The 22,299-nt window shown below is 74.2% G+C and carries 21 protein-coding genes and 1 tRNA gene; 5 read left to right on the top strand and 17 right to left on the bottom strand.

Going from position 1 to position 22,299, the window contains the following annotated elements:
• Positions 1 to 23: 23 nt before the first annotated feature.
• The 3 genes from GA0070562_RS08390 to GA0070562_RS08380 all read right to left on the bottom strand — a co-directional run bounded on the left by GA0070562_RS08390 (position 24) and on the right by GA0070562_RS08380 (position 2,102).
• Positions 24 to 1,223, bottom strand: a complete 1,200-nt coding sequence (locus GA0070562_RS08390; protein ID WP_091418486.1) for an RtcB family protein — start codon at positions 1,221 to 1,223, stop codon at positions 24 to 26.
• 30 nt (positions 1,224 to 1,253) lie between these two features.
• A tRNA-Glu gene (locus GA0070562_RS08385) sits at positions 1,254 to 1,326 on the bottom strand.
• A gap of 383 nt (positions 1,327 to 1,709) precedes the next feature.
• Positions 1,710 to 2,102, bottom strand: coding sequence for a hypothetical protein (locus GA0070562_RS08380; RefSeq protein ID WP_013286540.1), 393 nt, complete (start codon positions 2,100 to 2,102; stop codon positions 1,710 to 1,712).
• Between the two features lie 147 nt (positions 2,103 to 2,249).
• Here GA0070562_RS08380 and GA0070562_RS08375 point away from each other — a divergent pair, with 147 nt between their 5' ends.
• Positions 2,250 to 3,023, top strand: a complete 774-nt coding sequence (locus tag GA0070562_RS08375) for an alpha/beta hydrolase (protein WP_091418064.1) — start codon at positions 2,250 to 2,252, stop codon at positions 3,021 to 3,023.
• A gap of 21 nt (positions 3,024 to 3,044) precedes the next feature.
• Here the strand turns inward: GA0070562_RS08375 and GA0070562_RS08370 are convergent, their stop codons facing one another.
• From GA0070562_RS08370 to GA0070562_RS08360, 3 genes are read right to left on the bottom strand one after another with little or no spacing between them, the layout of a single operon-like run.
• Positions 3,045 to 3,551 (bottom strand): DinB family protein, encoded by a 507-nt coding sequence (locus GA0070562_RS08370; RefSeq protein ID WP_091418060.1) that lies wholly within the window; start codon positions 3,549 to 3,551, stop codon positions 3,045 to 3,047.
• 44 nt (positions 3,552 to 3,595) lie between these two features.
• Complete coding sequence (locus tag GA0070562_RS08365) at positions 3,596 to 4,420, bottom strand: M15 family metallopeptidase (protein ID WP_091418057.1); 825 nt, start codon at positions 4,418 to 4,420, stop codon at positions 3,596 to 3,598.
• A gap of 48 nt (positions 4,421 to 4,468) precedes the next feature.
• On the bottom strand, positions 4,469 to 5,434 hold the full coding sequence (locus GA0070562_RS08360; RefSeq protein ID WP_091418054.1) for an acetylxylan esterase: 966 nt from the start codon (positions 5,432 to 5,434) through the stop codon (positions 4,469 to 4,471).
• Positions 5,435 to 5,634: 200 nt separating this feature from the next.
• On the opposite strand from GA0070562_RS08360, the gene GA0070562_RS08355 reads away from it, so the two are divergent.
• A complete protein-coding gene (locus GA0070562_RS08355) occupies positions 5,635 to 6,660 on the top strand; it encodes a LacI family DNA-binding transcriptional regulator (RefSeq protein ID WP_091418050.1) in 1,026 nt (341 codons plus the stop codon).
• A gap of 15 nt (positions 6,661 to 6,675) precedes the next feature.
• Here GA0070562_RS08355 and GA0070562_RS08350 read toward each other — a convergent pair whose 3' ends face one another.
• The 6 genes from GA0070562_RS08350 to GA0070562_RS08325 form a co-directional block, all read right to left on the bottom strand.
• Positions 6,676 to 7,956, bottom strand: a complete 1,281-nt coding sequence (locus GA0070562_RS08350; RefSeq protein ID WP_091418047.1) for a D-alanyl-D-alanine carboxypeptidase family protein — start codon at positions 7,954 to 7,956, stop codon at positions 6,676 to 6,678.
• A 91-nt stretch (positions 7,957 to 8,047) separates the two neighbouring features.
• Positions 8,048 to 9,325: a D-alanyl-D-alanine carboxypeptidase family protein gene (locus GA0070562_RS08345; RefSeq protein ID WP_091418043.1), complete on the bottom strand. Its 1,278-nt coding sequence runs from the start codon at positions 9,323 to 9,325 to the stop codon at positions 8,048 to 8,050.
• Between the two features lie 101 nt (positions 9,326 to 9,426).
• Positions 9,427 to 9,843, bottom strand: coding sequence for a protein-tyrosine phosphatase family protein (locus tag GA0070562_RS08340; RefSeq protein ID WP_091418039.1), 417 nt, complete (start codon positions 9,841 to 9,843; stop codon positions 9,427 to 9,429).
• 98 nt (positions 9,844 to 9,941) lie between these two features.
• A complete protein-coding gene (locus GA0070562_RS08335; protein WP_091418035.1) occupies positions 9,942 to 10,562 on the bottom strand; it encodes a hypothetical protein in 621 nt (206 codons plus the stop codon).
• Between the two features lie 13 nt (positions 10,563 to 10,575).
• Positions 10,576 to 12,360 (bottom strand): DUF4012 domain-containing protein, encoded by a 1,785-nt coding sequence (locus GA0070562_RS08330; protein ID WP_091418031.1) that lies wholly within the window; start codon positions 12,358 to 12,360, stop codon positions 10,576 to 10,578.
• Between the two features lie 102 nt (positions 12,361 to 12,462).
• On the bottom strand, positions 12,463 to 13,704 hold the full coding sequence (locus GA0070562_RS08325; RefSeq protein ID WP_091418028.1) for a glycosyltransferase family 4 protein: 1,242 nt from the start codon (positions 13,702 to 13,704) through the stop codon (positions 12,463 to 12,465).
• A 123-nt stretch (positions 13,705 to 13,827) separates the two neighbouring features.
• Here GA0070562_RS08325 and GA0070562_RS08320 point away from each other — a divergent pair, with 123 nt between their 5' ends.
• Positions 13,828 to 14,409, top strand: a complete 582-nt coding sequence (locus GA0070562_RS08320) for an arsenate reductase/protein-tyrosine-phosphatase family protein (protein ID WP_225853205.1) — start codon at positions 13,828 to 13,830, stop codon at positions 14,407 to 14,409.
• On the opposite strand, the gene GA0070562_RS08315 is transcribed toward GA0070562_RS08320, so the two are convergent.
• The gene (locus GA0070562_RS08315) at positions 14,390 to 15,838 is read right to left on the bottom strand and encodes a tyrosine-protein kinase domain-containing protein (RefSeq protein ID WP_091418023.1); all 1,449 of its coding nucleotides are present in this window, start codon (positions 15,836 to 15,838) and stop codon (positions 14,390 to 14,392) included. The genes GA0070562_RS08320 and GA0070562_RS08315 overlap by 20 nt on opposite strands.
• A 185-nt stretch (positions 15,839 to 16,023) precedes the next feature.
• Here GA0070562_RS08315 and GA0070562_RS08310 point away from each other — a divergent pair, with 185 nt between their 5' ends.
• Together GA0070562_RS08310 and nhaA are read left to right on the top strand one after the other, a co-directional pair.
• A complete protein-coding gene (locus GA0070562_RS08310; RefSeq protein ID WP_091418020.1) occupies positions 16,024 to 17,871 on the top strand; it encodes a nucleoside-diphosphate sugar epimerase/dehydratase in 1,848 nt (615 codons plus the stop codon).
• A gap of 161 nt (positions 17,872 to 18,032) precedes the next feature.
• Positions 18,033 to 19,334: a Na+/H+ antiporter NhaA gene (gene nhaA / locus GA0070562_RS08305; protein WP_091418016.1), complete on the top strand. Its 1,302-nt coding sequence runs from the start codon at positions 18,033 to 18,035 to the stop codon at positions 19,332 to 19,334.
• A gap of 60 nt (positions 19,335 to 19,394) precedes the next feature.
• Here the strand turns inward: nhaA and GA0070562_RS08300 are convergent, their stop codons facing one another.
• From GA0070562_RS08300 to egtC, 4 genes are all read right to left on the bottom strand, one after another.
• On the bottom strand, positions 19,395 to 19,598 hold the full coding sequence (locus GA0070562_RS08300) for a hypothetical protein (protein WP_091418011.1): 204 nt from the start codon (positions 19,596 to 19,598) through the stop codon (positions 19,395 to 19,397).
• 132 nt (positions 19,599 to 19,730) lie between these two features.
• The gene (locus GA0070562_RS08295) at positions 19,731 to 20,318 is read right to left on the bottom strand and encodes a TMEM165/GDT1 family protein (protein ID WP_091418007.1); all 588 of its coding nucleotides are present in this window, start codon (positions 20,316 to 20,318) and stop codon (positions 19,731 to 19,733) included.
• A gap of 228 nt (positions 20,319 to 20,546) precedes the next feature.
• Positions 20,547 to 21,512 carry an L-histidine N(alpha)-methyltransferase gene (gene egtD / locus GA0070562_RS08290; protein ID WP_091418002.1) on the bottom strand — a complete coding sequence of 322 codons (966 nt, stop codon included), beginning with the start codon at positions 21,510 to 21,512 and terminating at the stop codon, positions 20,547 to 20,549.
• Complete coding sequence (egtC, locus tag GA0070562_RS08285) at positions 21,509 to 22,291, bottom strand: ergothioneine biosynthesis protein EgtC (protein WP_091417996.1); 783 nt, start codon at positions 22,289 to 22,291, stop codon at positions 21,509 to 21,511. Before egtC ends, egtD begins: the two co-directional genes overlap by 4 nt.
• Positions 22,292 to 22,299: the final 8 nt, after the last annotated feature.

Raw genomic sequence — 22,299 nt, 5'->3', positions numbered from 1 at the left:
CCCCTCGACGCCGGCCCTATCACTCAGCCCTTCACGCAGACGACCTGCTTGAGGTGGGCGACCACCTCGACCAGGTCCTCCTGCTGGGCCATCACCTCGGTGATGTCCTTGTACGCGCCGGGGATCTCGTCGACCACACCGGCGTCCTTGCGGCACTCCACCCCGGCGGTCTGCGCGGCCAGATCCGCGGTGCTGTACGTCCGCTTCGCCTGCCCCCGCGACATCCGCCGCCCGGCGCCGTGCGACGCCGAGCAGTACGCGTCCAGGTTCCCCTTACCGCGCACGATGTACGAGCCGGTGCCCATCGAGCCGGGAATGATGCCCAGGTCCCCCTTCCCGGCCCGGATGGCGCCCTTGCGGGTCACCAGCACGTCCACCCCGTCGTAGCTCTCCTCCGCCACGTAGTTGTGGTGGCAGGAGATCGGCTCGTCGTAGCCGGCGTGCGGGAACGCGTCCCGGACCACCTGGCAGAGCAGCGCGAGCATGACCGTCCGGTTGCGGCGGGCGTACTCCTGCGCCCACCACAGGTCCCGCCGGTACGCCTCCATCTCCGGCGTGCCGGCGAGGAACACCGCGAGATCCCGGTCCGGCAGGTCGGTGTTGTGCGGCAGGCCACGCGCCACCGCCATGTGCCGCTCGGCCAACTCCTTGCCGATGTTGCGGGAACCGGAGTGCAGCATCAGCCAGACCCGGCCGTCGTCCGCACCGCCCTGTTCCAGGCAGACCTCGATGAAGTGGTTGCCGCCGCCGAGCGTGCCGAGCTGCCGCTGCGCCCTCGTCTGGAGCTGGGCCACCTTCCGGTCCAGCGTCGCGAACCGCCGCCAGAACTCGTCCCAGCCCGCCTGCTCCAGCCCCCGGACCCGGCGCGGATCGACCGCGTCGTCGCGCATCGCGAAGCCGACCGGGATCGCCGCCTCGATCGCCGAACGCAGCGGCGCGAGGTCGTCGGGCAGGTCGGCGGCGGTCAGCGAGGTCCGCACCGCGGACATGCCGCAACCGATGTCCACGCCGACCGCGGCCGGCGACACGGCCTGCCGCATCGCGATCACCGAGCCGACGGTGGCGCCCTTGCCGAAGTGCACGTCCGGCATCACCGCGACACCCTGCACCCAGGGCAGCGCGCCGATGTTGCGCAGCTGCCGGGCCGCCTGCGCCTCGATCGCGTACGGGTCGGTCCAGACCCGGACCGGTGCCCGGGTACCGGCCAGCGGGGTGAAACCCATCGTCGTCTCCTTGCTCATGTCCGTCTGACGTAGGCCGTACGGGACTCGAACCCGTAGCCTCCCGGGTGAGAACCGGGTGAGCTGCCAATTGCTCCAACGGCCCTCCGGCGGCGTGACGCCGTCGGCGGATCCACCCCGGACACGGAGAACCGCCCGGCTCCGGTGTCGGGGCGGGCGGTTCGCGCGGATCGTCGCGCCGGCGCTAGACGCGCCACCACCCTGGTTGCCACTGCCGTCGCCGGCCCGTGCCCGATTCGGGCAGCAGGACACCGGCGCGCGGCGCTCGCCGCTCGGCGCGGGTGCGGTTCTGCTGCGACACGGCAGGCTCCCCTGGTGGATCAGATCGACGTTGCCCGCTCACGGTACGGCCACCGCACTCGGGCGGCAATGCGATATTCCTCCGGGCGTGGTTGGTCACCGCGAGGGCGACGACCGACGCACCCGCTCCGCGGTTCCACTGTGCCGGGCGGGCCCGGGGCCCGGCTGTCAGCCGGCGTGCGCCACCGGGTGGCGCCGCATCTCCTCCATGAACGGGTAGCGCGCGGTCAGCTCGGCCAGCGTGATGCCGGCCCGCCACGCGGCGGCGACCTGCGCGACCTGGAGCAGGTCGGTGGCGTCGCCCCGGGCCTGGACGTCGCCGTCCACCCGCAGGTCGATCATGAAGTAGCGGGCCTGGGACCCGAGGCTGACGCAGACCACGCCCCGGGCGGAGGTCATCTCGGCGCAGGTGAACCGGCTGCGCCCCTGCTCGGGCGCGGTCACCTCGCCGACGTCGAGCTGGTGCGCGGCGGCGGTCGCCACGAGCGCGGGGGCGAGACCGCCGGGCTCGACCAGGTCCGGGTAGAGGCGCACACCCAGTGCGGCCGACACGTCGCTCATGACTGACTCCCACTTCCTCGTGACAGAGACCAGCAGCGCGCAGGTTACGAGTGTGTTTCCGGCACGCACGGCCATCTTTTCCCGTGCGACCGTCCCGGGGCAATAGGAACGCCCTCATCGAACCCCTCCGAGGTAGGCTGCCGCCTCATGGCGCTGATCCGGTGTGACTTCTTCTCCGAGGCGCTCGGCGTGGGCACGTCGATGACGGTGCTGCTGCCCGATCGGGGCGCGGCCGGGATCGGCGTGCCGGGCGCGGCCGCCGACGGTGACCCGCCGGTGCTCTACCTGTTGCACGGCCTGACCGACGACGACACGGTGTGGACCCGGCGGACCTCCATCGAGCGATACGTGGCGCCGCTGGGGCTGGCCGTGGTGATGCCGCAGGTGCAGCGCAGCTTCTACTGCGACGAGGCGCACGGCAACCGATACTGGACGTTCCTCAGCGAGGAGCTGCCCGAGGTGTGCCGGTCGTTCTTCCGGCTGTCCACCCGCCGGGAGGACACGTTCGTCGCGGGCCTGTCGATGGGCGGCTACGGGGCGGTGAAGTGGGCGCTGCGCCACCCGGACCGGTTCGCGGCGGCGGCCAGCCTGTCCGGGGCGCTGGACGTGACGCGCCGCCGCCACCATCCGACCCATCCGGTCGACCCGGCGGTGTGGCACACCGTCTGGGGTGACGGCCCGGTGCCCGAGGACGACGACACGGTGGGGCTGCTGGAGCGCTCCGGCGACGACCGGCCGGCGCTCTACGTCGCCTGCGGCACCGAGGACTTCCTGTACGAGGACAGCATGCGGTTCCTCGACGTGGCCCGGAAACGCGACGTGCCGGTCACCGTCGACTTCGGTCCGGGTGACCACGACTGGGCGTACTGGGACGCGCGGATCTCCGACGTGCTGGCCTGGCTGCCGCTGCGCGGGCGCTGACGCGGCACTGACCGCGCCGGCTCAGACGCCGACGGTGCCGTCGATCGCCTCGCGGATCAGGTCGGCGTGCCCGTTGTGGCGGGCGTACTCGTGCAGCATGTGCAGCATGACCAGGCGCAGCGAGACATCCTCACCCCAGCGGGCCTGGTGACCGGTGACGTCGAGCGACTCGGCCTCCCGCTCGATGCGCCGGGCGTGCTCGATCTCGCGCCGCCACGCCTCGAACGCCTCCGCCGCGTCGGCGTCGCGGGCGTCGTACGCCTGCTGGAAGTCGCCGCTGTCCGACCACACCAGCGGCACGTCCTCGGCGGCGATGACCCGGCGGAACCAGGTGCGCTCCACCTCCGCCATGTGCCGGACCAGGCCGAGCAGCGACAGCGTGGACGGCGGCGACGCCGGCCGCCGCAGCTGCTCGTCGGTCAGCCCCTCGCACTTGAGGGCCAGCGTGGCCCGGTGGAAGTCGAGGAAGGCGCGCAGCGACTCCCGCTCGCCGGCGAGCAGCGGCGGCCCGATCCGTTCGGTCTCCATGAGCGCCCAGCCTAGCCGCAATCGATCATGGCGGAACGGCCGCGTCATCGCAGCGACGAACCGGCCACCGGGAAGTCGAACCAGGTGTCCGGGTACGGCTCGTCGACGTACCGGTAGTGCCACCACTCCAGCGGATAGTTCTCGAAGCCCTGCGCGGACATCAGCCGGCGCAGCAGGTCGCGGTTGCTCCGGGCGGTGTCGCTGATCCGCGCGTCGGCGGTGTGGGCGCGCGGGTCGAAGCAGTCGAAGCCGGTGCCCATGTCGATCGAGTCGTCGCCGAAGCGGCGGCCGGCCGGATCGGTGCAGGGCACGAGCGCCTGGCCGGGCGTGTACGCGGGCTGCGCGGCGGCGGAGACCGGGACCAGGGTCAGGTCCACGGTGCTGCCCCGGCTGTGCGCGGTGGGCGCGCCGATGTAGCCGTCAGCGAACAGCCGGTCCTTGGGCACGCCGGGGTAGAACTCGCCCTTCATCCGCTGCTCGCCGGGGAGTTTCGCCCAGGCGACGAAGTCGTCGGCCGCGCGCTGCGGGCGGTAGCAGTCGTACACCTTGAGACTGTGCCCGCCGGCGAGCGCGGCGGTCTGCACCCGGTGCAGCGCCTGGGCGGCGGGCCGGGTGAGCAGGCAGCGCGGTTCGGCGTACCCGTCGATCGGGCGGCCCACGAAGTTGTGCGGGCCCGCGTACCGGATGTCGGTGCGGACGGTGGGGTCGACGGTGGTGAGGTCCACGAACTCCGCCGGGGCGCGCGGGCCGGTCGGGGTGGGTGCCGGCGGCGCGGACGGCGACGGGGACGGCGCGGGCCGCTGGCAGGCGGCGGCCAGCAGCGCGGCCGCGACGGCCAGGACCGCCGTCGCGCGTCTGCCGGTGCCCACCCGCCGTGTCTACCAGCCCCGGTGGCCCGGCATCGGCGGAACCGGTGGTCAGCCGCCCAGCGCGGTACGGAGGAAGTCGACAGCGGCGGCGTCGTCGTCGATGCCGCCCGCCTCGTGGCCGTTGAACCGCCACACCGTCAGGTCCTTGTCGCCGCGGTAGTCGTGGTAGGCGGCGTAGACGGTGGACGGCGGGACGATCTCGTCCATCAGCGCGACGGAGAACCGGGCCGGCACCGTGGCCCGGCGGGCGAACGCGACGCCGTCGACGTAGCCGAGCGTGCGCAGCGCCTGCTCCTCGCGGTCCCGGTGCACTGCCAGGTAGTCGCGGATCTCCCGGAACGGCGTGGCGTCGGTGATCGTGATCGCGCGTGGGATGTCGCAGAGGAACGGCACGAGCGCCACCGCCGCGCGTACCCTCGGCGCCAGCGCGGCGGCGGCGAGCGCGGCGGCCCCGCCCTGGCTGTGACCGAGTACGGCGATCCGGTCCGGGTCGACGGCCGGCAGCTCGCATGCGGCGTCCACGGCGCGGACCGCGTCGGTGAGGAAGCGCCGGTAGTAGTACCGGTTCGGGTCCTCGATGCCCCGGGTGGCCATGCCCGGCGCCTGCGGTCCGGCGGCGGCGACGTCGGGTGTGTCGCCCCGGCTCCACCCCGAGCCCTGGCCGCGCGTGTCCATCTGGAGGTGGGCGAAGCCGGCCGCGGACCAGAGCAGGTTCTCCAGCGCGTGACCGCGTCCGCCGCCGTACCCGACGTACTGCACGATCGTGGGCAGCGGCCCGGAGGCGCCGCGCGGCACCCGCAGCCAGGCGCGGATCGGCTGTCCGGCGAAGCCGGGGAACGTCACGTCGAAGACGTCGACAGCGGTCAGCGGCGTCGGCAGCGGGGTCGCCGACACGGGGTCGCCGCACGAGCGCGCCTGTGCCAGAGTGTCAGCCCAGAAGGCGTCGAAGTCCGGAGGCTCGTGCAGGTCGCTGCGGTAGGTACGGAGTTCGGCCTCGGTCAGGTCGGTGAACACGCCTCGGTTTTTCCTCGTCGTTCGTCGGGGGTGGACGGCGAGCCGTCGGGAGATGACGGGGGCATTTCCGGAACGTTTCCGCAACTCTGGCGAACGCTAGAGCCGGTCCGGCCTGTCGTCAAGCCCTCGGCGTACGGCAAGATGTGCGTGGGGCGGGACGGTCTACCGGTCGGTTCCGGCAGCCGGCGAAGGGAACACGGGTGAGCGCGGACGACGAGCGCAGGGTGACCATCACCGCGATCGCACGGGAGGCCGGCGTCTCGGTCCCGACCGTGTCGCGCGTGCTCAACGGGCGTTCCGACGTCGCGCCGGACACCCGGGAACGGGTCGAGGAGCTGCTGCGCCACCACGGCTACCGCCGCCGGGGCAGCCGTACGGTCCGCCGGGCGGACCTGGTCGACCTGGTCTTCAACGACCTGGACAGCCCGTGGGCGGTGGAGATCATCCGCGGCGTGGAGGACGTCAGCCACGCCGCCGGGGTCGGCACCGTCGTCTCGGCGATCCATCGCGAGTCCAGCTCCACCCGGCAGTGGCTGCACAACCTGCGCGCCCGCGCGTCCGACGGCGTGATCGTGGTGACCTCGCACCTGAGCCCGGCCGTGCAGGCCCAGCTGCGGCGCCTCAACGTGCCGGTGGTGGTGGTCGACCCGGCGGCCGGCGTGGCCGCCACGGACGTGCCGGCGATCGGCGCCACCAACTGGACCGGCGGCCTGGCCGCCACCGAGCACCTGCTCAAGCTCGGCCACCGCCGGATCGGTTTCGTGGCCGGCCCACCGCACCTGCTGTGCAGCCGCGCCCGGCTGGACGGCTACCGGGCCGCGCTGGCCGCCGCCGGAGTCGCCGCCGACGACCGGCTGGTGCAGCCCGGCGACTTCTACCACGCGTCCGGCTTCACCGCCGGTGGCGCGCTGCTCGACCTGGACGAGCCGCCGACCGCCATCTTCGCCGCCAGCGACCAGATGGCCTTCGGGGTGTACGAGGCGGTGCGCCGCCGCGGGCTGCGGGTCTGCGACGACGTGAGCGTGGTGGGCTTCGACGACCTGCCCGAGGCGCGGTGGGCCTCACCGCCGCTGACCACGGTGCGCCAGCCGCTGGTCGAGATGGGCCGGCTCGCCGCGCGCACCGTGCTGCGGCTGGCCCAGGGCGACGAGATCGACTCGCCCCGGGTCGAGCTGGCCACCGAACTCGTGGTGCGGGACAGCACCGCGGGGCCCGCCTGCCGCTGATCCGGGCCGCTCCTTTCAGTCCTGTTCCGGAATTTCCGGCTCCCGCAGGGCCGACCCGGCCGACATGGCGACGGCGGCGGCGTGGCGGCGACGCCGGGCCAGCAGCAACGCTCCCCCGGCGGTCAGCACCGCGCCCACCGCGACCGTCACACCCGCGCCGGGCCGCGGCCCGGGTGCCGCCCCGCCACCGGCCAGGCCGGCGTGCCCGGCCAGGGCCGAGGCCGCCCCGCCCGCCGGAGGCGCGGACCGGTCCAGCTCCCCCGGCTCGACCAGCCGCCCCACCGAGGCGTCGCGGGGCTGCGCGAACCCCCAGTCCAGCAGCGCCGCGCCCTGCTGCCAGCCCCGCTGGGTGGTCACCTCGGCGCCCAGCAGCGTGACCACCAGGCGCCGCCCGCCGCGCTCGGCCGCCCCGACGTACGTGTGCCGGGCCAGGTCGGTGAAGCCGGTCTTGCCGCCGAGCGCCCCCGGATAGTGGTCCAGCAGCATGTTGTCGTTGGAAATGGCGAACGCCTTCGCCCGCTGCGCCGGCTGGGCCGGGATCCGGGTGGACCGGGTGGCGGCGTACCTGCGGAACGCCGGGTCGACGAAGCACGCCCGTGCGATCAGCGCCAGGTCGTACGCGCTGGTGAACTGCCCCGGCCCGTCCAGCCCGGACGGGGTGACCGCGTGCGTCTGCCGGGCGCCGAGCCGGTGCGCCTCCTCGTTCATCGCCCGTACCCCGCCGGCCAGCCCGTCCGGGCCGCCGCCGAGCCGGGCGAGCGCGTTGGCCGCCTCGTTGCCGGAGCGCAGCAGCAGGCCGAGCCAGATCGTCTCGATCCGGTAGCGCCCGCCCTCCACCAGCCCGGCCGCCGAGCTGCCCGGTTCGACAGCCAGGTCCCCGGCGGTCACCGTCACCTCCCGGTTCGGGTCCAGCCGGGGCAGCATGGTGGCGGCCAGCAGCAGCTTCTGCACGCTCGCCGGTACGCCGTACTCGTGCGGGCCGCAGCCGCCGAGCACCGCGCCGCTGTCCAGGTCGGCGACCACCCAGGAGGTGGCGGTCACCGCCGGCGGCGCGCTCGACGCGGGCGGGACGACCAGGCCCGCGGTGTCCAGCGCGGCGCCGCCGACGGCTCGCGCGGCCGGGTCGGGCGCCGGCGGCGGCTGCGGCGGCCGGGTCGACGGGGCCGGCACGTTCGGGCAGGGCGGCGCGGCCGGCAGCCGGCGTAGAGGCGCGCGGACGGCGGCCGCCGCCGGTGTCGCCGGCGCCGGCAGCAGCAGGGCGGCGGCCAGCGCCACGAAGGGTCCCCAGGTCCTCATGACCCGGACGCTAGCCACGCCGACCCGAACGGGTCACCGGCTCCGGGATTCGCGTTCCGCCGCCGGAACCGAGCGGTAGGGTGCCGCCCGGTCAGGCGCGGCGGCGTCCCCGCCTGCGGGCGCGGCCCCGGCGGGCGGCGAGCACCGCCGCCACCCCGCCCACGGTGAGCGCCAGCAGACCGGCGACCGGCACGATCACCCGCCAGTCCCCGTCGCCGATGCGTCGCAGCGCCGTCCCGGCCGGCCCCCGCCACGGCGGGGCCGCGGTACGGGTGGGCTCGGCGGCCGCCGCCTGCCGGGGCTGCGCCGCCTCGGCGTCCCGCTCGCCCGGCTCGACCAGCCGCCCGACCGAGGCGTCGCGGGGCAGCCGGAAGCCCCAGTCGAGCAGCTGGGCGCCCTGCTGCCAGCCGCGTACCGGGCGGGCCTCGGCGCCGAGCAGCGTCACCACGAGACGGCGTCCGTCCCGCTGCGCGGCGCCGACGTAGCTGTGCCGGGCCAGCTCGGTGAAGCCGGTCTTGCCGCCGAGCGCGCCGGGATAGCGGTAGATGAGCTGGTTCTCGTTCTGGATCTGGAACCCGCCCTTCTTCAGCGCGGGCTGGGCCGGGATCTGCGTGCGCTCGGTGAGCGCGTACCGGCGGAACGCGGCGTCGGCGAAGCAGGCCCGCGCGATGAGCGCCAGGTCGTACGCGCTGGTGAACTGGCCGGGACCGTCCAGGCCGGACGGTGTGACCGCGTGCGTCTGCCCGGCGCCGAGCCGGCGGGCCTGCTCGTTCATCTCGGCGACGCCGGCCTGCGCGCTGCCGGCGCCGAGGCGGGCCAGCATGTTCGCGGCGTCGTTGCCGGACTGGAGCAGCAGGCCCAGCCACAGCGTCGCCACGCTGTAGCGGCCGCCGACGAGCAGGCCGACCGCCGAGCTGCCCGGCTCGATGTCCAGGTCGGCGCGGGTGGCGACGGCGACCTGCTCGGGGTCCAGCCGGCTCAGCATGGTGGCGGCCAGCAGCAGTTTCTGGGTGCTGGCCGGGGTGCCGGGGACGTGTGCGCCGCACGCGCCGAGGACCGCGCCGGTGTCCAGGTCCGCCACCAGCCAGGTGGTGGCGGTGACCGCCGGGGGCGCGGGGCTGCCGGGTGGCATGACCAGCCCGGTGCCGGCCAGCGCCTCGCCGCCCACCGCCGCCTGTTCGGGTGTCGTGGCCGGCGGTGTCGGGCGGGGCGGCCGGCTCACCTTCGGCGCGGGCAGGCGCGGGCAGGGCGCGGTCGCGGGCGCGGCGAGGGCGGCGGGTGTGGTGGCCGGGACGGCGGCGGCCGGGGCGGGAACCCCGGTGGTGAGCAGGGTGACGGCGGTGGCGGCGGCCAGGACCCGGGCTCTCATGAGAAGGCACCCTACCGAGCCCGATGATCAGGTCCCGACGGCTCACCGGTGTCGTGACGCCGCGCCGATCGGGCGGTCCCGTTCGGTGACCGGCCGGGGTGTCAGCGCACGCCGCGCAGCCACCACCGCTGCCACGGTGTCTCCACGGCGCGCCGGTGATAGTGGGACCGGACCCAGGCCACCGCCCGCGCGGGCGGCAGCCCGTCCAGCACGGCGAGCGCGGCCAGCGCGGTGCCGGTGCGCCCGACGCCGCCGTGACAGGCCACCTCGACCCGCTCCCCCGCGTACGCGCGCCGCCGCGCCTCCCGCAGCGCGTCCAGGGCGTCGGCGCGGTCGGACGGGATCCAGAAGTCGGGCCAGCGGACCCGCCGGGCCGGCCACTCCGGCTCGGGACCGGGCGCCAGCAGCAGCGCGAAGTCGGCGGGCGAGGCGGGCGCGGCGACCTTGCGCCCGCGGACGGTGGCGCCACCGGGCAGCGTGAGCAGGCCGGCCTGATCGGTCCACGGTGTCGCGTCCATGGCTCATTGTGTCGTGTCGCCCGGACACGTGAGTGCCCGCCGGACGAGGTCCGGCGGGCACTCACGATCGAGCCGGGTCGTCCCCGGCACGCCCCGGATCAGCCGAGGCGGCGGCGGCGCCAGGCCATGGAGGCCAGCAGCAGCACCGCACCGGCGGCGGCGAGGCCCCCACCGAGCTTCAGCGGCGTGCCGATGCTGTCACCGGTCACCGGCAGCCCGCCGTGGTGCGGCGACTTGGTCGGCCGCGGCGGCAGGACGGTGCCGGTGGCGCTCGCGATCCGCCCGGACGTCAGGCCCGTGGCGGTGAACGTGTACCGGCCCGGCCTGGTCGGCCGGTAGGTGACGGTGAAGTTGCCGTTGGCGTCGGCCGTCACGGTGAACGTGGTCGGCGCGGGCTGCGGCTGGGCGCGGTTGGGCGTGTAGGCGACCGGCGCCATCGCCACCGTGCTGCCGTCGCTGCGCCGCGCGGTCCCCTCGGCCGGGGCGGCCGCGGGCAGACCCGAGATCGCCACGTCGATCCGCACCGTCTCGTTCGGCGCGAAGTTGGAGCCCCGCAGGGTGAACGTCTCGCCGAGCCGGATGGTGGTCGGTGAGACGGTCAGCGACGCGACCTCGGGCGGGTAGACCGGGGGCTGCGGCTGCGCCGCCCCGGCCGCGGTCGGCACGGCCGCTACGGCCAGGCCCACCGTGAGCGCCATGATGATGCGGGATAGCCGCATGATGGATTCCCTCCTACTGTTCACAGCTTGGTGCGTTGACTACTTGGGTGGTCCATGGGGTGACGGTGGGCGTGTGCACCAGCTCGGCCGTCCCGGCGCCGGTCTTGCCGGTGAGCACCGTGACGTCGAGCGTCCGGGTCTGTCCCGGGCGGGCCTCGACCTTCGCGACCGCCACCTGGCGGCGGCCGTCGGTGCCGCTGCCCATCGCGGTGTCCCGTCCGTCCAGTCGGCCGGTGAGGACGGCGCCGCCGGTGGGCGTGTGCACGGAAACGAAGGTGCGTGCGGTGTACTTGTCGCCGGCCAGAGCCAGTCCGGTGACCGACTTGCTCAGGCCCGACTTCGGGGCGGTGGAGTGCACCGTGACCTTCAGCCGCAGCTCGCGGCGTCCGTCCGGGTGGCATTCGCCGACCGTCACGGTGGCCGAGAACCTGAGGTAGTAGCCGAGCTTCGCGCCGCTGCCGTCGTTGAGGAACACACCGACGGTCGGCACGGTGTCCTTCTCCGGGAGCTGACCGGCCAGCCGGCTGCCGGCCAGTGCGCGTTGCTCCTCAGATCGGACACTCCAGAACAATATCCGACGTTCATTGATTGAACGGGTAAAAACGGTCAAAAGTGCCCGTGGGTCGATCGTCTTGGTGAACAGGGTGTCGAAGACGCCCGAGGCCGCCTTGGTGAAGTACTCGTCCTGGTCCTTCGTGCCCAGGTCCCGGTACGAATCACTGAGGAGCGTGCGGACGGCGGTGGCGGGGGCGAGCGCCGGCCCGTCCGGCACGTTGACCGGACCCACGACGCCGAGCAGGTACGACAGCACCACCGGGTCCACCGCCAGCACACCGTCCACGGTGGTGCCGGTCCGGCGGCGAACCATGTCCCGGTAGAGCGCGGCGGCGGCCGGGAAGTCCGGGTTGAGGTTCACGTCCGCCGGATAGATGCCCGGCAGATCGCCCCAGAGCCGCTTCGCCTCCGCGTCGACCTTGAGTGGCGGGTCGAAGAACCGCAGATCGGACGAGCTGCCCTGCTTCACGAGGCGGATCCGTCCGCCCTCGGCGCGCAGGACGGCGTACGCGCCGAACATGCCGCCCGTGGCGCGCAGCTCGGCCGGGTTCTGCGAGACCAGCAGATAGCTGCGCGGCCCGTCCGCGCCGAGAAGTGGCGGCAGCAGCCGCGCGCCGCGATCAGCCGCCGAGGTCAGCTCGCCGAGCTGGTCCAGCTCCGCGCGCAGCGCGGTGACCGCGTCGCGTACCTGCGTCACGAGGTCGCCGGTGGGCACCTTCCGCAGCCGGTCGGCCGTCGTGCGCACCGCCTGGTCGGCGGCGGAGACCTCGGCCGAGACGGCGCGCAGGCGGGCCAGGTCCAGCTTGCCCTGCTTCGGCACCAGCGAGGCGAGGTCGACGCGCAGCAACGTGGGGAACGCGAGCCGGGCCAGGTCGTCCACCGCCACCGAGATCTGCCGTACCGCGGCCAGGTTGTCCCCCGCGTACGGGGTCTGCTGGCCGACCCACCACACCGGATCCCCGGTCTCGCCGCGCGCGGCGGCGGCCTGTTCCTGCAACGCGGCGAGCGTGCGCTGGGCCCGGGCCACGTCGCCGTCGAGCACCTGGGCGCTGAGCTCCCGGGCCAGTCCGGCGGCGTTGACCAGGTGGGCGCGGGCCTGCCAGCCCCGGAACGCGACCCAGCCGCCGGCGCTGAGCAGCACCGACACGACGACCAGTCCGGTCAGCAGGGTCCGGCGGACCCGGGCGCGCCGGCGCCGCCGCGAGCGGCGCCGCCGGCCGGGCGTGGCACCAGGTCCGGTCACGGATTCCCCCTACGTGTCGGTCGAATCGGACACAATTCGCGATCGAGTGCTTTTTAGCACGGCAAAGTGCATGTTCGAGGCGATATTCGACACTCTGACGATTTATCGGCTGTGTGCGAGCTTTGTTCGGTTCGACGTCCGCGCGGCCGCCTCGTGCAGCAGCGCCTCGATCCGGTCCACACCGGCCCGCATCGACATGTCCCGCAGGTACGCGTCGCGGCCCCGCCTGCCCATGTCGAGCCGGGCGGCCGGCGGGATGGCGGCGGCCAGCCAGAAGCGGTCGGCCAGGGCCGCCCAGTCCTCGGGCGGGCAGGACAGGCCGGCGCGGGCCCGCTCCACCACCTCGGCCGTCTCCCCCGCGGCGGAGGCGACCACCGGCGCGGCGCAGGCGAGCGCGGCCTGGAGCTTGCCGGGCACCCGGCCGCGCAGCGCCGGCAGGTCGCGCTGGGCCACGAGCTGGTAGTCGGCGGCGGCGTAGAGCTGCGGCATGTCCACAGCGGACCGTCGTTCCAGGAACCGGATGTTGTCCGCGCCGAGGTCGGCGGCGAGCCCTCGCACCCGCCGCTCCTGCGGACCCGAGCCCACGAGCACCAGGTCCATCCGGTCACCGAGGGCCGCCGCCGCCCGGACCGCCGTCTCCAGGTCCTGGCGCGCGCCGATCGTCCCCGCGTGCATCACCACGCAGCGGTCGTCCCGGCGGACCAGTCGCCGCACCGCCGGACCGGCCTGGGTGGGCCGGAAGATGCGCTCGTCGGTCCAGTTCGGCGCGGTGCGCACCCGGCCCGGGTCGGCCCCGCCGGCGCGGACCAGATCCGCCATGGACGGCGAACCGACAGCTACCACTGCCGCCTCCCGGTAGAGGCGGCGGGTGGCGGCCTCCAGCCGCGCCGGCCACCCGCTGTCCCCCTCCGCGCGCCCGTCCCGCTCGGTCCACACGTCCTGCACGTGCAGGACTGTCGGCGTGCGGCCGAGCAGCCGCCGCAGCCCGGTGGCCGCGAACGTGACCGCCGGGTGGCCGTAGACGTAGAGCACGTCGACGTCGCGCAGCAGGCCCCGGCCGGCGAGCGCGGCGCTGCCGGCAAAGGACAGCCAGCTCGTGGTGCGGGCACGGGCGGAACCGTCGCCCGCGGCGTACCGGGGCACCCGGCGCACGGTCAGCCGCTCGCTGTGCGTCTGGTGCCGCCAGCGCTGTCGCCAGCCGGGATAGACGTGGCCGCCGGGGTAGTCCGGGAACCCGGTGAGCACCCGTACCTCGTGGCCCCGGGCCACCAGCTCCTCGGCCAGGCTGCCCGGGACGAACGCCGGCTCGGGCGGGAAGTGGTAGGTGAGGATGCCGACCCTCATGGCCGCGCTCCCGGCGCGGCTTTCCGGACGGCCGGGCGCCGCACCGCGTACCATTCCCGCATCCCCTCTGCGTCCGGCCGCGACTGCCGGAAGAACGCCGTCGCGGCACCCTCCGTCGCGACCGTGCCGACGAGAGGGGTGCAGATGGTCGACGAGGTGCTCTTCGTCTGCCACGCGAACATGTGCCGGTCACCGATGGCGGAGTTCATCGCCCGCCGGATGCTGACCGGCCTGCCGTTGGCGGTGACCAGCGCGGGGACCGACGCGATCGACGGGGCGGCCATGCACCCGTACGCGGTCGAGGTGACCGCGGCCACCGGCGCGGACCCGGCGGCCTTCCGGACCCGCCGGCTGCGCCCGGAACACCTGACCGGGGCGGCGCTGGTGCTGACCGCGACCCGTCGGCAACGCTCGGCCTGCACCGCGCTGGCGCCGGCCGCGCTGACCCGGACGTTCACGCTGCGGCAGTTCGCCCGGCTGGCGGCCGAGGCCCGCCCCGCCGAGGCGGAGGCGGACGCGGGCACGCCGTTGCGGGCGGCGGTGTCGGCCGCGGTCCGCGCCCGGGGGCGGCTGCAACCCGCCGCCCCCGACGCGGAGGACCTGCGCGATCCGATCGGCGGCTCGCCTGCCGACTTCCGGCGCTGCGCCGAGGAGATCGAGCGGTCGATCCGGCCCGTGCTCGCGCTCATCGCGACAGCCGGGTGAGTTCCTGCGTCCGGTCGCCCACGGCCTTCGCGCCCCGGCGGGCGCCGGCCCGGTCGGCCGGCACGGAGGGCGCCGCGGGCGGCACGACCACCTTGTACGCCTCGTACTGGTAGGCGTCCGCCTTGGCCACCTTGGCCATGTTGAGCACGCAGCCGAGCAGGCGCACCGAGACCGAGCTGAGCGCGTGGGCCGCCGCCGCGACCTGGCTGCGGGAGGTACGCCCCTGCTGGGTGACCAGGAGCGCGCCGTCGGCCTGCACGGCCACCACCACGCCGTCGGTGACCGCGAGCAGCGGTGCGGTGTCGATGACCACGATGTCCGCCGAGTCCCGCAGCGCGACCAGCAGGTCCGCCATGGACTTGGAGCCGAGCAGCTCGCTGGGGTTGGGCGGGGTGGCGCCGCTGGGCAGCACCAGCAGGGACTTCTCCCCCCAGCGCTGCACCACGTCACCGACCTGGACGTCGCCGACGAGCACGTCGGTGAGGCCGACGCCGCCGTCGAGCCCGAGGTAGTCGGCGACCTTGGGGCGGCGCAGGTCGGCGTCGATCAGCAGCACCCGCCAGCCGGCCTCGGCCAGCGCGATGGCGGTGTTGCAGGCCATCGTGGTCTTGCCCTCGCCCTGAAGCGCGCTGGTGACCGCGATGACCCGGGCCGGCTCGTGCACGTCCACGAAGCGCAGGTTGGTACGCAGCTTGCGGACCGCCTCGGCCCGGGCCGAGGTGGCCGCGTCGCCGACGATCAGCGGCGCCGAGCGCGCGCCGGTCTCGTAGGGGATCTCGCCGAGCAGCGGACTGCCGGTCACCCGTTGCAGCCCGGCGCCGTCGCGCATCCGGACGTCCGCCACCCCGCGGAGCACGGCCAGGCCGACGCCGAGCAGCAGGCCGAGCAGACCGCCCAGGACCAGGTTGCGGGTGGGCTGCGGGGAGACCGGGTTGGAGGTGACACGGGGACCGCTGACCACCTCGATCTTGATCGGCGGGGACTTTCCGTCCGGCGGCGTCTCGACCTTGCGTACCAGCTCGGTGAACTTCGTCGCGAGCGTCTCGGTCGTCTTCAACGCCCGGGTCTGGTCGGTGTCGGTGATCGTCGCCTTGAGCAGGACCGTGCCCGCCGTGGCGGTGGTGTGGATCCGGCTGCGCACCTGGTCGGCGGTGAGGCCGAGCGGCGCGTCGGCGACCACGCTCTGCGCCAGGCGGTCGCTGGTGAGCAGGTCACCGTAGGACTTCACCCGCTGCTGGAGGAAGAGGCTGCCCTGGTAGGCGTCGGTGACCCCCTGGCTGGGCGTGGTGACGAAGAACGTCACCGAGGCCTCGTACCGAGGCGCCGTCCGGACCGTCACCAGCGCGGCGGTGCCCAGGCCGAGCATCACCGTCACCAGCACGATCCACCAGTGGCGTCGGACCAGGCGCAGGTAGCCGAGAACGTCCATCACGCTCCCCCTCGCGACACGCCGGTCTGCCGATGAAACTGCACGAAAGCCCCCTAAAAACCCCAGTCGCCGTGCCAGGATCGAATCGCCTATTCACGACGTTACGTGACTGGACGACAGTAAACGACCGAACAGGCACAGACGGTCTAATCCTTTCAATACGGATAGGACACAGAGGGCAGCCCATGGATCGTGACGCGATCACAGCCGTTCGACCTCCCGGCCGGATCACCCACCGCGCCGCCACCCTTTCCCTGTTAACGCTGGACACGGCCGCGTGGTGCGGAGGTTTTCTCGGCGCCGCCTGGACGAGGTACGGGTTCGACCTCACCGCCGCCGCCAGCGCCCGCACGCTCGGCCTGGCGCTGGCCTGCGCCGCGCTGTACGCCGCGCTCACGCTGCTGCGGTCCCGGCTCTACGGCCGGTATCCGATCGGCAGCGCCGGCGACGCGCAGGGCCTGGCCGTCACCGTCGCGCTCGTCACCGCCGTCGGTTTCGTCGCCGTCCTGCCGTGGACGCAGCACCCGGTCCCGGCCAGCACGCCGCTGGTCGGCGGCGCGGTGGCGCTCGTGGTGATGGCGGCCGCCCGGGGACTCTGGCGGGCCCACGCCGACCGCCGGCCGCCCGCCGCACGACACGCCGAGCGCTGCCTGATCTACGGGGTGGACGCCGCGAGCGAGCGGCTCGTCCGGGTGCTGCTGCACGACCCGGACAGCAGCTACCGGCCGGTGGGCCTGCTCGACGACGCACCCGACAGCCGCGGCCTGCGGCTGGAGCGGCTGCGCGTGCTCGGCGGCCGGGAGCAGATCGCCGCCGTCGTCCGGGCCACCCGGGCGAGCACCGTCATCTTCTCGATGAGCGGCTCCGACCCTCAGCTGCTGCGCGACGTCCGAACCCGCACGTTGGAGGCCGGGGCGGCGTTCAAGGTCCTGCCACCGGTACGCGAGGTGCTCGACCGCCCGGTGGCCGCCACCGACGTACGCGACCTCCAGCTCACCGACCTGCTGGGCCGCGCGCACCGGGTGGCCGAGCTGAGCGTCGAGCGCGGCGGGCTGGCCGGACGCCGGGTGCTCGTCACCGGCGCCGGCGGCTCGATCGGCTCGGAACTGTGCCGCCAGATCGCCCGCTGCGAGCCCGACGAGCTGATGATGCTCGACCGGGACGAGTCCGCGCTGCACGCCTTGCAGATGTCCCTGCACGGGCGCGCGCTGCTGGACGGGCCGGAGCTGATCCTGGCCGACATCCGCGACGCCGAGTGCATCGCCCGGGTGATCGCCGACCGGCAGCCCGACGTGGTGTTCCACGCCGCGGCGCTCAAGCACCTCACGCTGCTCCAGCGCCATCCCGGTGAGGCGATCAAGACCAACATCATGGGTACGCTGAACGTGCTGGAGGCGTGCCGCGACGTCGCCGAGTTCGTGAACATCTCCACCGACAAGGCGGCCAACCCGGAGAGCGTCCTCGGCTACTCCAAGCGGATCACCGAGCGGCTCACCGCGCACCACGCGCAGCGGCTCAACGGCCGGTACCTGAGCGTCCGGTTCGGCAACGTGCTCAGCAGCCGCGGCTCGGTGCTCACCGCGTTCCAGGCGCAGATCCGGGCGGGGGTGCCGATCACCGTCACCCACCCCGACGTGACGCGCTACTTCATGACCGTGCAGGAGGCGGTGCACCTGGTGCTCCAGGCCGCGACGATCGGCCGGGGCGGCGAGGCGCTGGTGCTCGACATGGGCGAGCCGGTACGGATCGCCGACGTGGCACGCCGGCTGGCCGCCGAGGCGGACCGTCCGGTGGAGATCGTCTTCACCGGTCTGCGCCCGGGCGAGAAGCTGCACGAGCACCTGTTCGGCGCCGACGAGGTGGACAGCCGGCCGCTGCACCCGCTGATCTCCCACGTCCCCGTGCCCGAACTGGACCCGGACGAGGTACGCGGCCTCGACCCGTACGCCGACCCGGACGAGCTGATCAAGCGGATGGCCGCGTTCTGCGACCCGGCCGGGGTGTCCCTGCCGGCGCTGCCCGGGCAACGCTGACCGGCCGGCCGATGGGACGCCCCACCCAGGTGGTGAGACGGGCGTCCCATCGGCCGGCTCGGCTCGCCGCCGGTGGCGGCGCCCGTTAGGGTTGGTCCCGGTGTGCCGGGAAGCCTGGTCGGCGATTGTTCCGCCGACCCCAGCTTCCGAACGGACGCCGCATGCCCCAGCACACCCCGCACCGGTCCCGCCTGCTGTCCCGCCGCTCCTGGCCGGAGGCCCGCTTCCTGGCCGACGTGCTGCGCACCGAGACGGTCGGCGGCGGCCTGCTGCTGCTCGGCGCAGTGCTCGCTCTGATCTGGGCCAACTCACCGTGGCGTGCCGCGTACGCCGAACTGAGCCACTGGGTGCCCTGGCCCGGCGGCGCCGGCCTGCACCTCGACCTCAGCCTGCGCACCTGGGCCGCCGACGGGCTGCTGGCGATCTTCTTCTTCGTGGTCGGGCTGGAACTCAAGCGCGAGTTCGTCGCCGGTGACCTGCGCGACCCCCGGCGGGCCGCGCTGCCCGTGATCGCCGCGCTCGGCGGCATGATCGCGCCCGCGTTGATCTACCTGGCGGTGACACTCGGTGCCGGCGGCGCCGGCCTGCGCGGATGGGCCATCCCCACCGCCACCGACATCGCCTTCGCGCTCGCCGTGCTCGCCGTGGTCAGCTCCCACCTGCCGCAGGGGCTGCGCGCGTTCCTGCTCACCCTCGCGGTGGTCGACGACCTCTTCGCGATCACCATCATCGCGGTGTTCTACACCGCCGACTTCCAGCCGCTGCCGCTGCTCGGCGCACTGCTGCCGATTGCCGCGTTCGGGCTGCTCGTGCAGCGCCGCCGGACCTGGTGGTGGGCGCTGATCCCGCTGGCGGTGACCGCCTGGACGCTGGTGCACGCCTCCGGCGTGCACGCCACCGTGGCGGGCGTGCTGCTCGGCTTCACCGTGCCGGTGCTGCGCGGCCGCGACGGCGCGCCCGGCCTGGCCGAGCAGCTGGAGCACCGCTGGCGGCCGGTCTCCGCCGGCCTGGCCGTGCCGGTCTTCGCCTTCTTCGCCGCCGGGGTGACGCTCGTCGGCGTGGACGTGGGCGGCGTGCTGACCAACCCGGTGGTGATCGCGGTGGCCGCCGGGCTGGTGCTCGGCAAGGTGATCGGCGTGTTCGGGTCGACGTACCTGCTCGCCCGGTTCACCCGGGCCGAGCTGGACGAGGAGATCACCTGGGCCGACCTGCTCGGGCTGGCGCTGCTGGCCGGCATCGGCTTCACCGTGTCGCTGCTCATCGGCGAGCTGGCGTTCGGCGCCGGCAGCCCGGAGGAGGACGGCGTCAAGGTGGCCGTGCTGCTCGGCTCGTTGATCTCCGCCCTGCTCGCCTCGGTGGTGCTGGTCCGCCGCAACCGGGTCTACCGGCGGATCAGCGAACGGGAGAGCCGGGACGCCGACGGTGACGGCATCCCGGACGTCTACCAGGAGGGCCCGGCCTGAAGCCGGCGCGGCGGGTGCGACCAGCCGGTCACACCCGCCGCACGTGCCACGCGGTACGCCTCAGCTCCGGCGCTCGGCCGGGCGCGGCTCGCGCTTGCGCTCCGGTTCCTCGAGCGCCTCGGCGGCCGGGCCGGTGAGGTCGTCACCGGGCACGGCCACCTGCTCGGCGCGGTCCTGCTCGTCCTCACGCCCGCCCGGCGGCGGTTCCGGCGCGGTGGCGCCCCCGGCGAAGCCGTACTCGTTGGGCTCGTCGTGCCTGCTCATGGGCGGAACCTCCCGGTCGTGCCAATTCGTCCTCCGCCGGGCGGTCACCGCCACGGCGCTCACCCGGGCTACTTACCCACCGGAGCGGTCTCCGATCATCGGGCGCCGCCGCGCCACTCACGTGAGGTCAGCTCAGGTCAGCTCGGAGACCGCCTCGAAGATCAGCCAGAGACCGCAGATGGCGAACAGCACCGCCGCGCCGTAGCGGATGGTCCGCTCCGGCAGGTGCCGGCCGAGCATCCGGCCCACCAGAATCGCCAGCGCGTCCGCGGCCACCATGCCGAGCGTCGACCCGAGCCATGTGCCGAACCAGCCGTACTTGGTGGCCAGCGTGATGGTGGCGAGCATGGTCTTGTCGCCCAGCTCGGCCAGGAAGAACGCCACACCCACGGCGATGACCGCGGACCGGCCGCCGCGCTCGGCCTTGCGCTTCTCCTCCTCGGTCAGCTTGTCACCGCGCAGCGTCCACGCGCCGAAGCCGAGGAACGCCAGACCGGCGACCAGCGAGATCCAGTCGGTGGGCAGGGCGGCGTTCAGGCCGTACCCGATGGCCACCGAGGCCAGGTGGACGACGGCGGTGGCGATCGTGATGCCGATGAGCACCGGCACCGGCTTGAACCGCGTGGCGAACGTCAGTGCCATGAGCTGGGACTTGTCGCCCAGCTCGGCGACGAAGATGACGCCGAAGCTGACCACCAGCGCGACGAGGAAACCCTCCATGTGAACCTTCCCGATCAAGCCGGGAGGAGGAACGGGGGCGCCCTCGACCCGGCTGCGACAGCCTGAGTCGAAGGTCTCGCCCGCCCCGGAGACCGGGGCCGCGTGGCCGGATGCGGAACGCACCAGTGTGTCGACCACGACATTGGGGGCTACTCCCCTTCGCGCCGCCCAGCCTAGCCGATCACCGGCAGGCCCGGTCACCGGGTGTGGGCGGGGCCACGGCGGCGCTCAGTCGGCCCGCGCCAGGCTCACCCCGAACAGCCCGTCCGGGTCGGTCCAGAACGCCCGCCGGTCGAACCCGGAAGCGGTCAGCTCGGCCGCGACGCCCTCCGGCCGGAACTTGGCCGACACCTCGGTCCGCAGCTCCTCGCCGGCGGCGAACACCACGTCGGTGTCCAGGACCCGCACCCCGGTCGGATGCTCGGCGCGCAACCGCATCTCGATCCACTCCCGCCGCGGATCCCAGACCGCCACGTGCCGGAACGCGTCGACGTCGAAGTCCGCGCCCAGCTCGCGGTTGATCACCCGGAGCACGTTGCGGTTGAACTCGGCGGTCACGCCCGCCGCGTCGTCGTACGCGGGCACGATCACACCCGGATCCTTGACCAGGTCGGTGCCGACCAGCAGCCAGTCGCCGGTCTCCAGCGCCGCGCGCATCGCGGTGAGGAACTCGGCCCGCTCCGCCGGCAGCAGGTTGCCGATCGTGCCGCCGAGGAACGCCACCAGACGCCGGCCGCCGGTGGGCAACCGGTCCAGGTGACGGGTGAAGTCGCCGACGATCCCCCGCACCCGAAGCCCCGGGTACGCGGCCGCGATCTGCTCGGTGGACGACCGCAACGCGCTCACCGAGACGTCCAGCGGCACGAACGTGCCCAGGTCACCGTGGCGGGTGAACGCGTCGAGCAGCAGCCGCGTCTTCTCCGACGAGCCCGACCCCAGCTCGATCAGCGTCTTCGCGCCGGTCATCGCCGCGACGTCGTCCGCGTGCGCGGCCAGCACCGCCCGCTCGGCCCGGGTCGGGTAGTACTCCGGCAGACGGGTGATCTCCTCGAACAGCTCGCTTCCCCGGGCGTCGTAGAACCACTTCGGCGGCAGCCACTTCGGCGTCGCGGCCAGCCCGACCCGTACGTCCTCCCGCAACCCGCGGTCGAGGTCCTGCTGCTCCAGGTGGATCTCCAGCGGCTCCGCGCTCATCGGGTGTCCTCTCTCGCGGTGGGTACGGATCGTCGGGCGGCGGTCGTCTCCCGCACGTCGAGCCCGCCCGTGGTCGCCACCACGAGCCGGCCGTCCGGCACGGCCCGCCAGGCCGGGTCGTCGTCGAACGGTTCGGACGCCAGCAGCACCGAGTCCGGGCCGCGGCGCACCGACAGCGCGTGCCCGGCCGTGCTCGCCACCACCGTCGTACCGTCGCTGAGCAGCAGGTTCAGCCGCGATCCGGGAGCGGCGGCGGCGACCGCCGCGACGGTGTCCGCCACCGCCTCGTCCGGCGGCGCGCCGGCTCGCAACCGGTGCCGGAGCAGCGCCCACAGCAGCGCCGAGTCGGTCGGCACGTCGAGCGTGACGAGGTCGCGGACGGGCAGGCCGGCCGCGAGCGGGACCAGGCTGTCCGGCCAGCCCTTCACCACGCCGTTGTGGCTGAACAGCCACCGCCCCTCGGCGAAGGGCGCCGCGGCGGTCTCGTGCAGCGGCATGCCGACCGTGGCGGAGCGGACCGCGGCCAGCACCGCCCGCACCCGCGTCACGGCGGCCAGCTCCGGCAGAGTGGTGTCGCTCCACATCGGCTGGGCCCGCCGGTAGCGGACCGGGTCGCCGTCGTCCGGGTACCAGGCGACGCCGAAGCCGTCGGCGTTTATCGTGCCGCCGCCGCGCATGTCACGCGGCGCCCACGACTGGCGCAGCAGCCCGTACGGCGGGTCGAACAGCAGGCTGTGCAGGAGCACAGGTGGACCGAGGTACGCGAGGTGACGGCACATCGGGCCGG

It is taken from the genome of Micromonospora tulbaghiae (assembly GCF_900091605.1).
In the GTDB taxonomy this organism is placed as follows: domain Bacteria; phylum Actinomycetota; class Actinomycetes; order Mycobacteriales; family Micromonosporaceae; genus Micromonospora; species Micromonospora tulbaghiae.
Note: the sequence above shows the minus strand (reverse complement) of the source record. Positions and strands in the feature narration are given on the sequence as shown.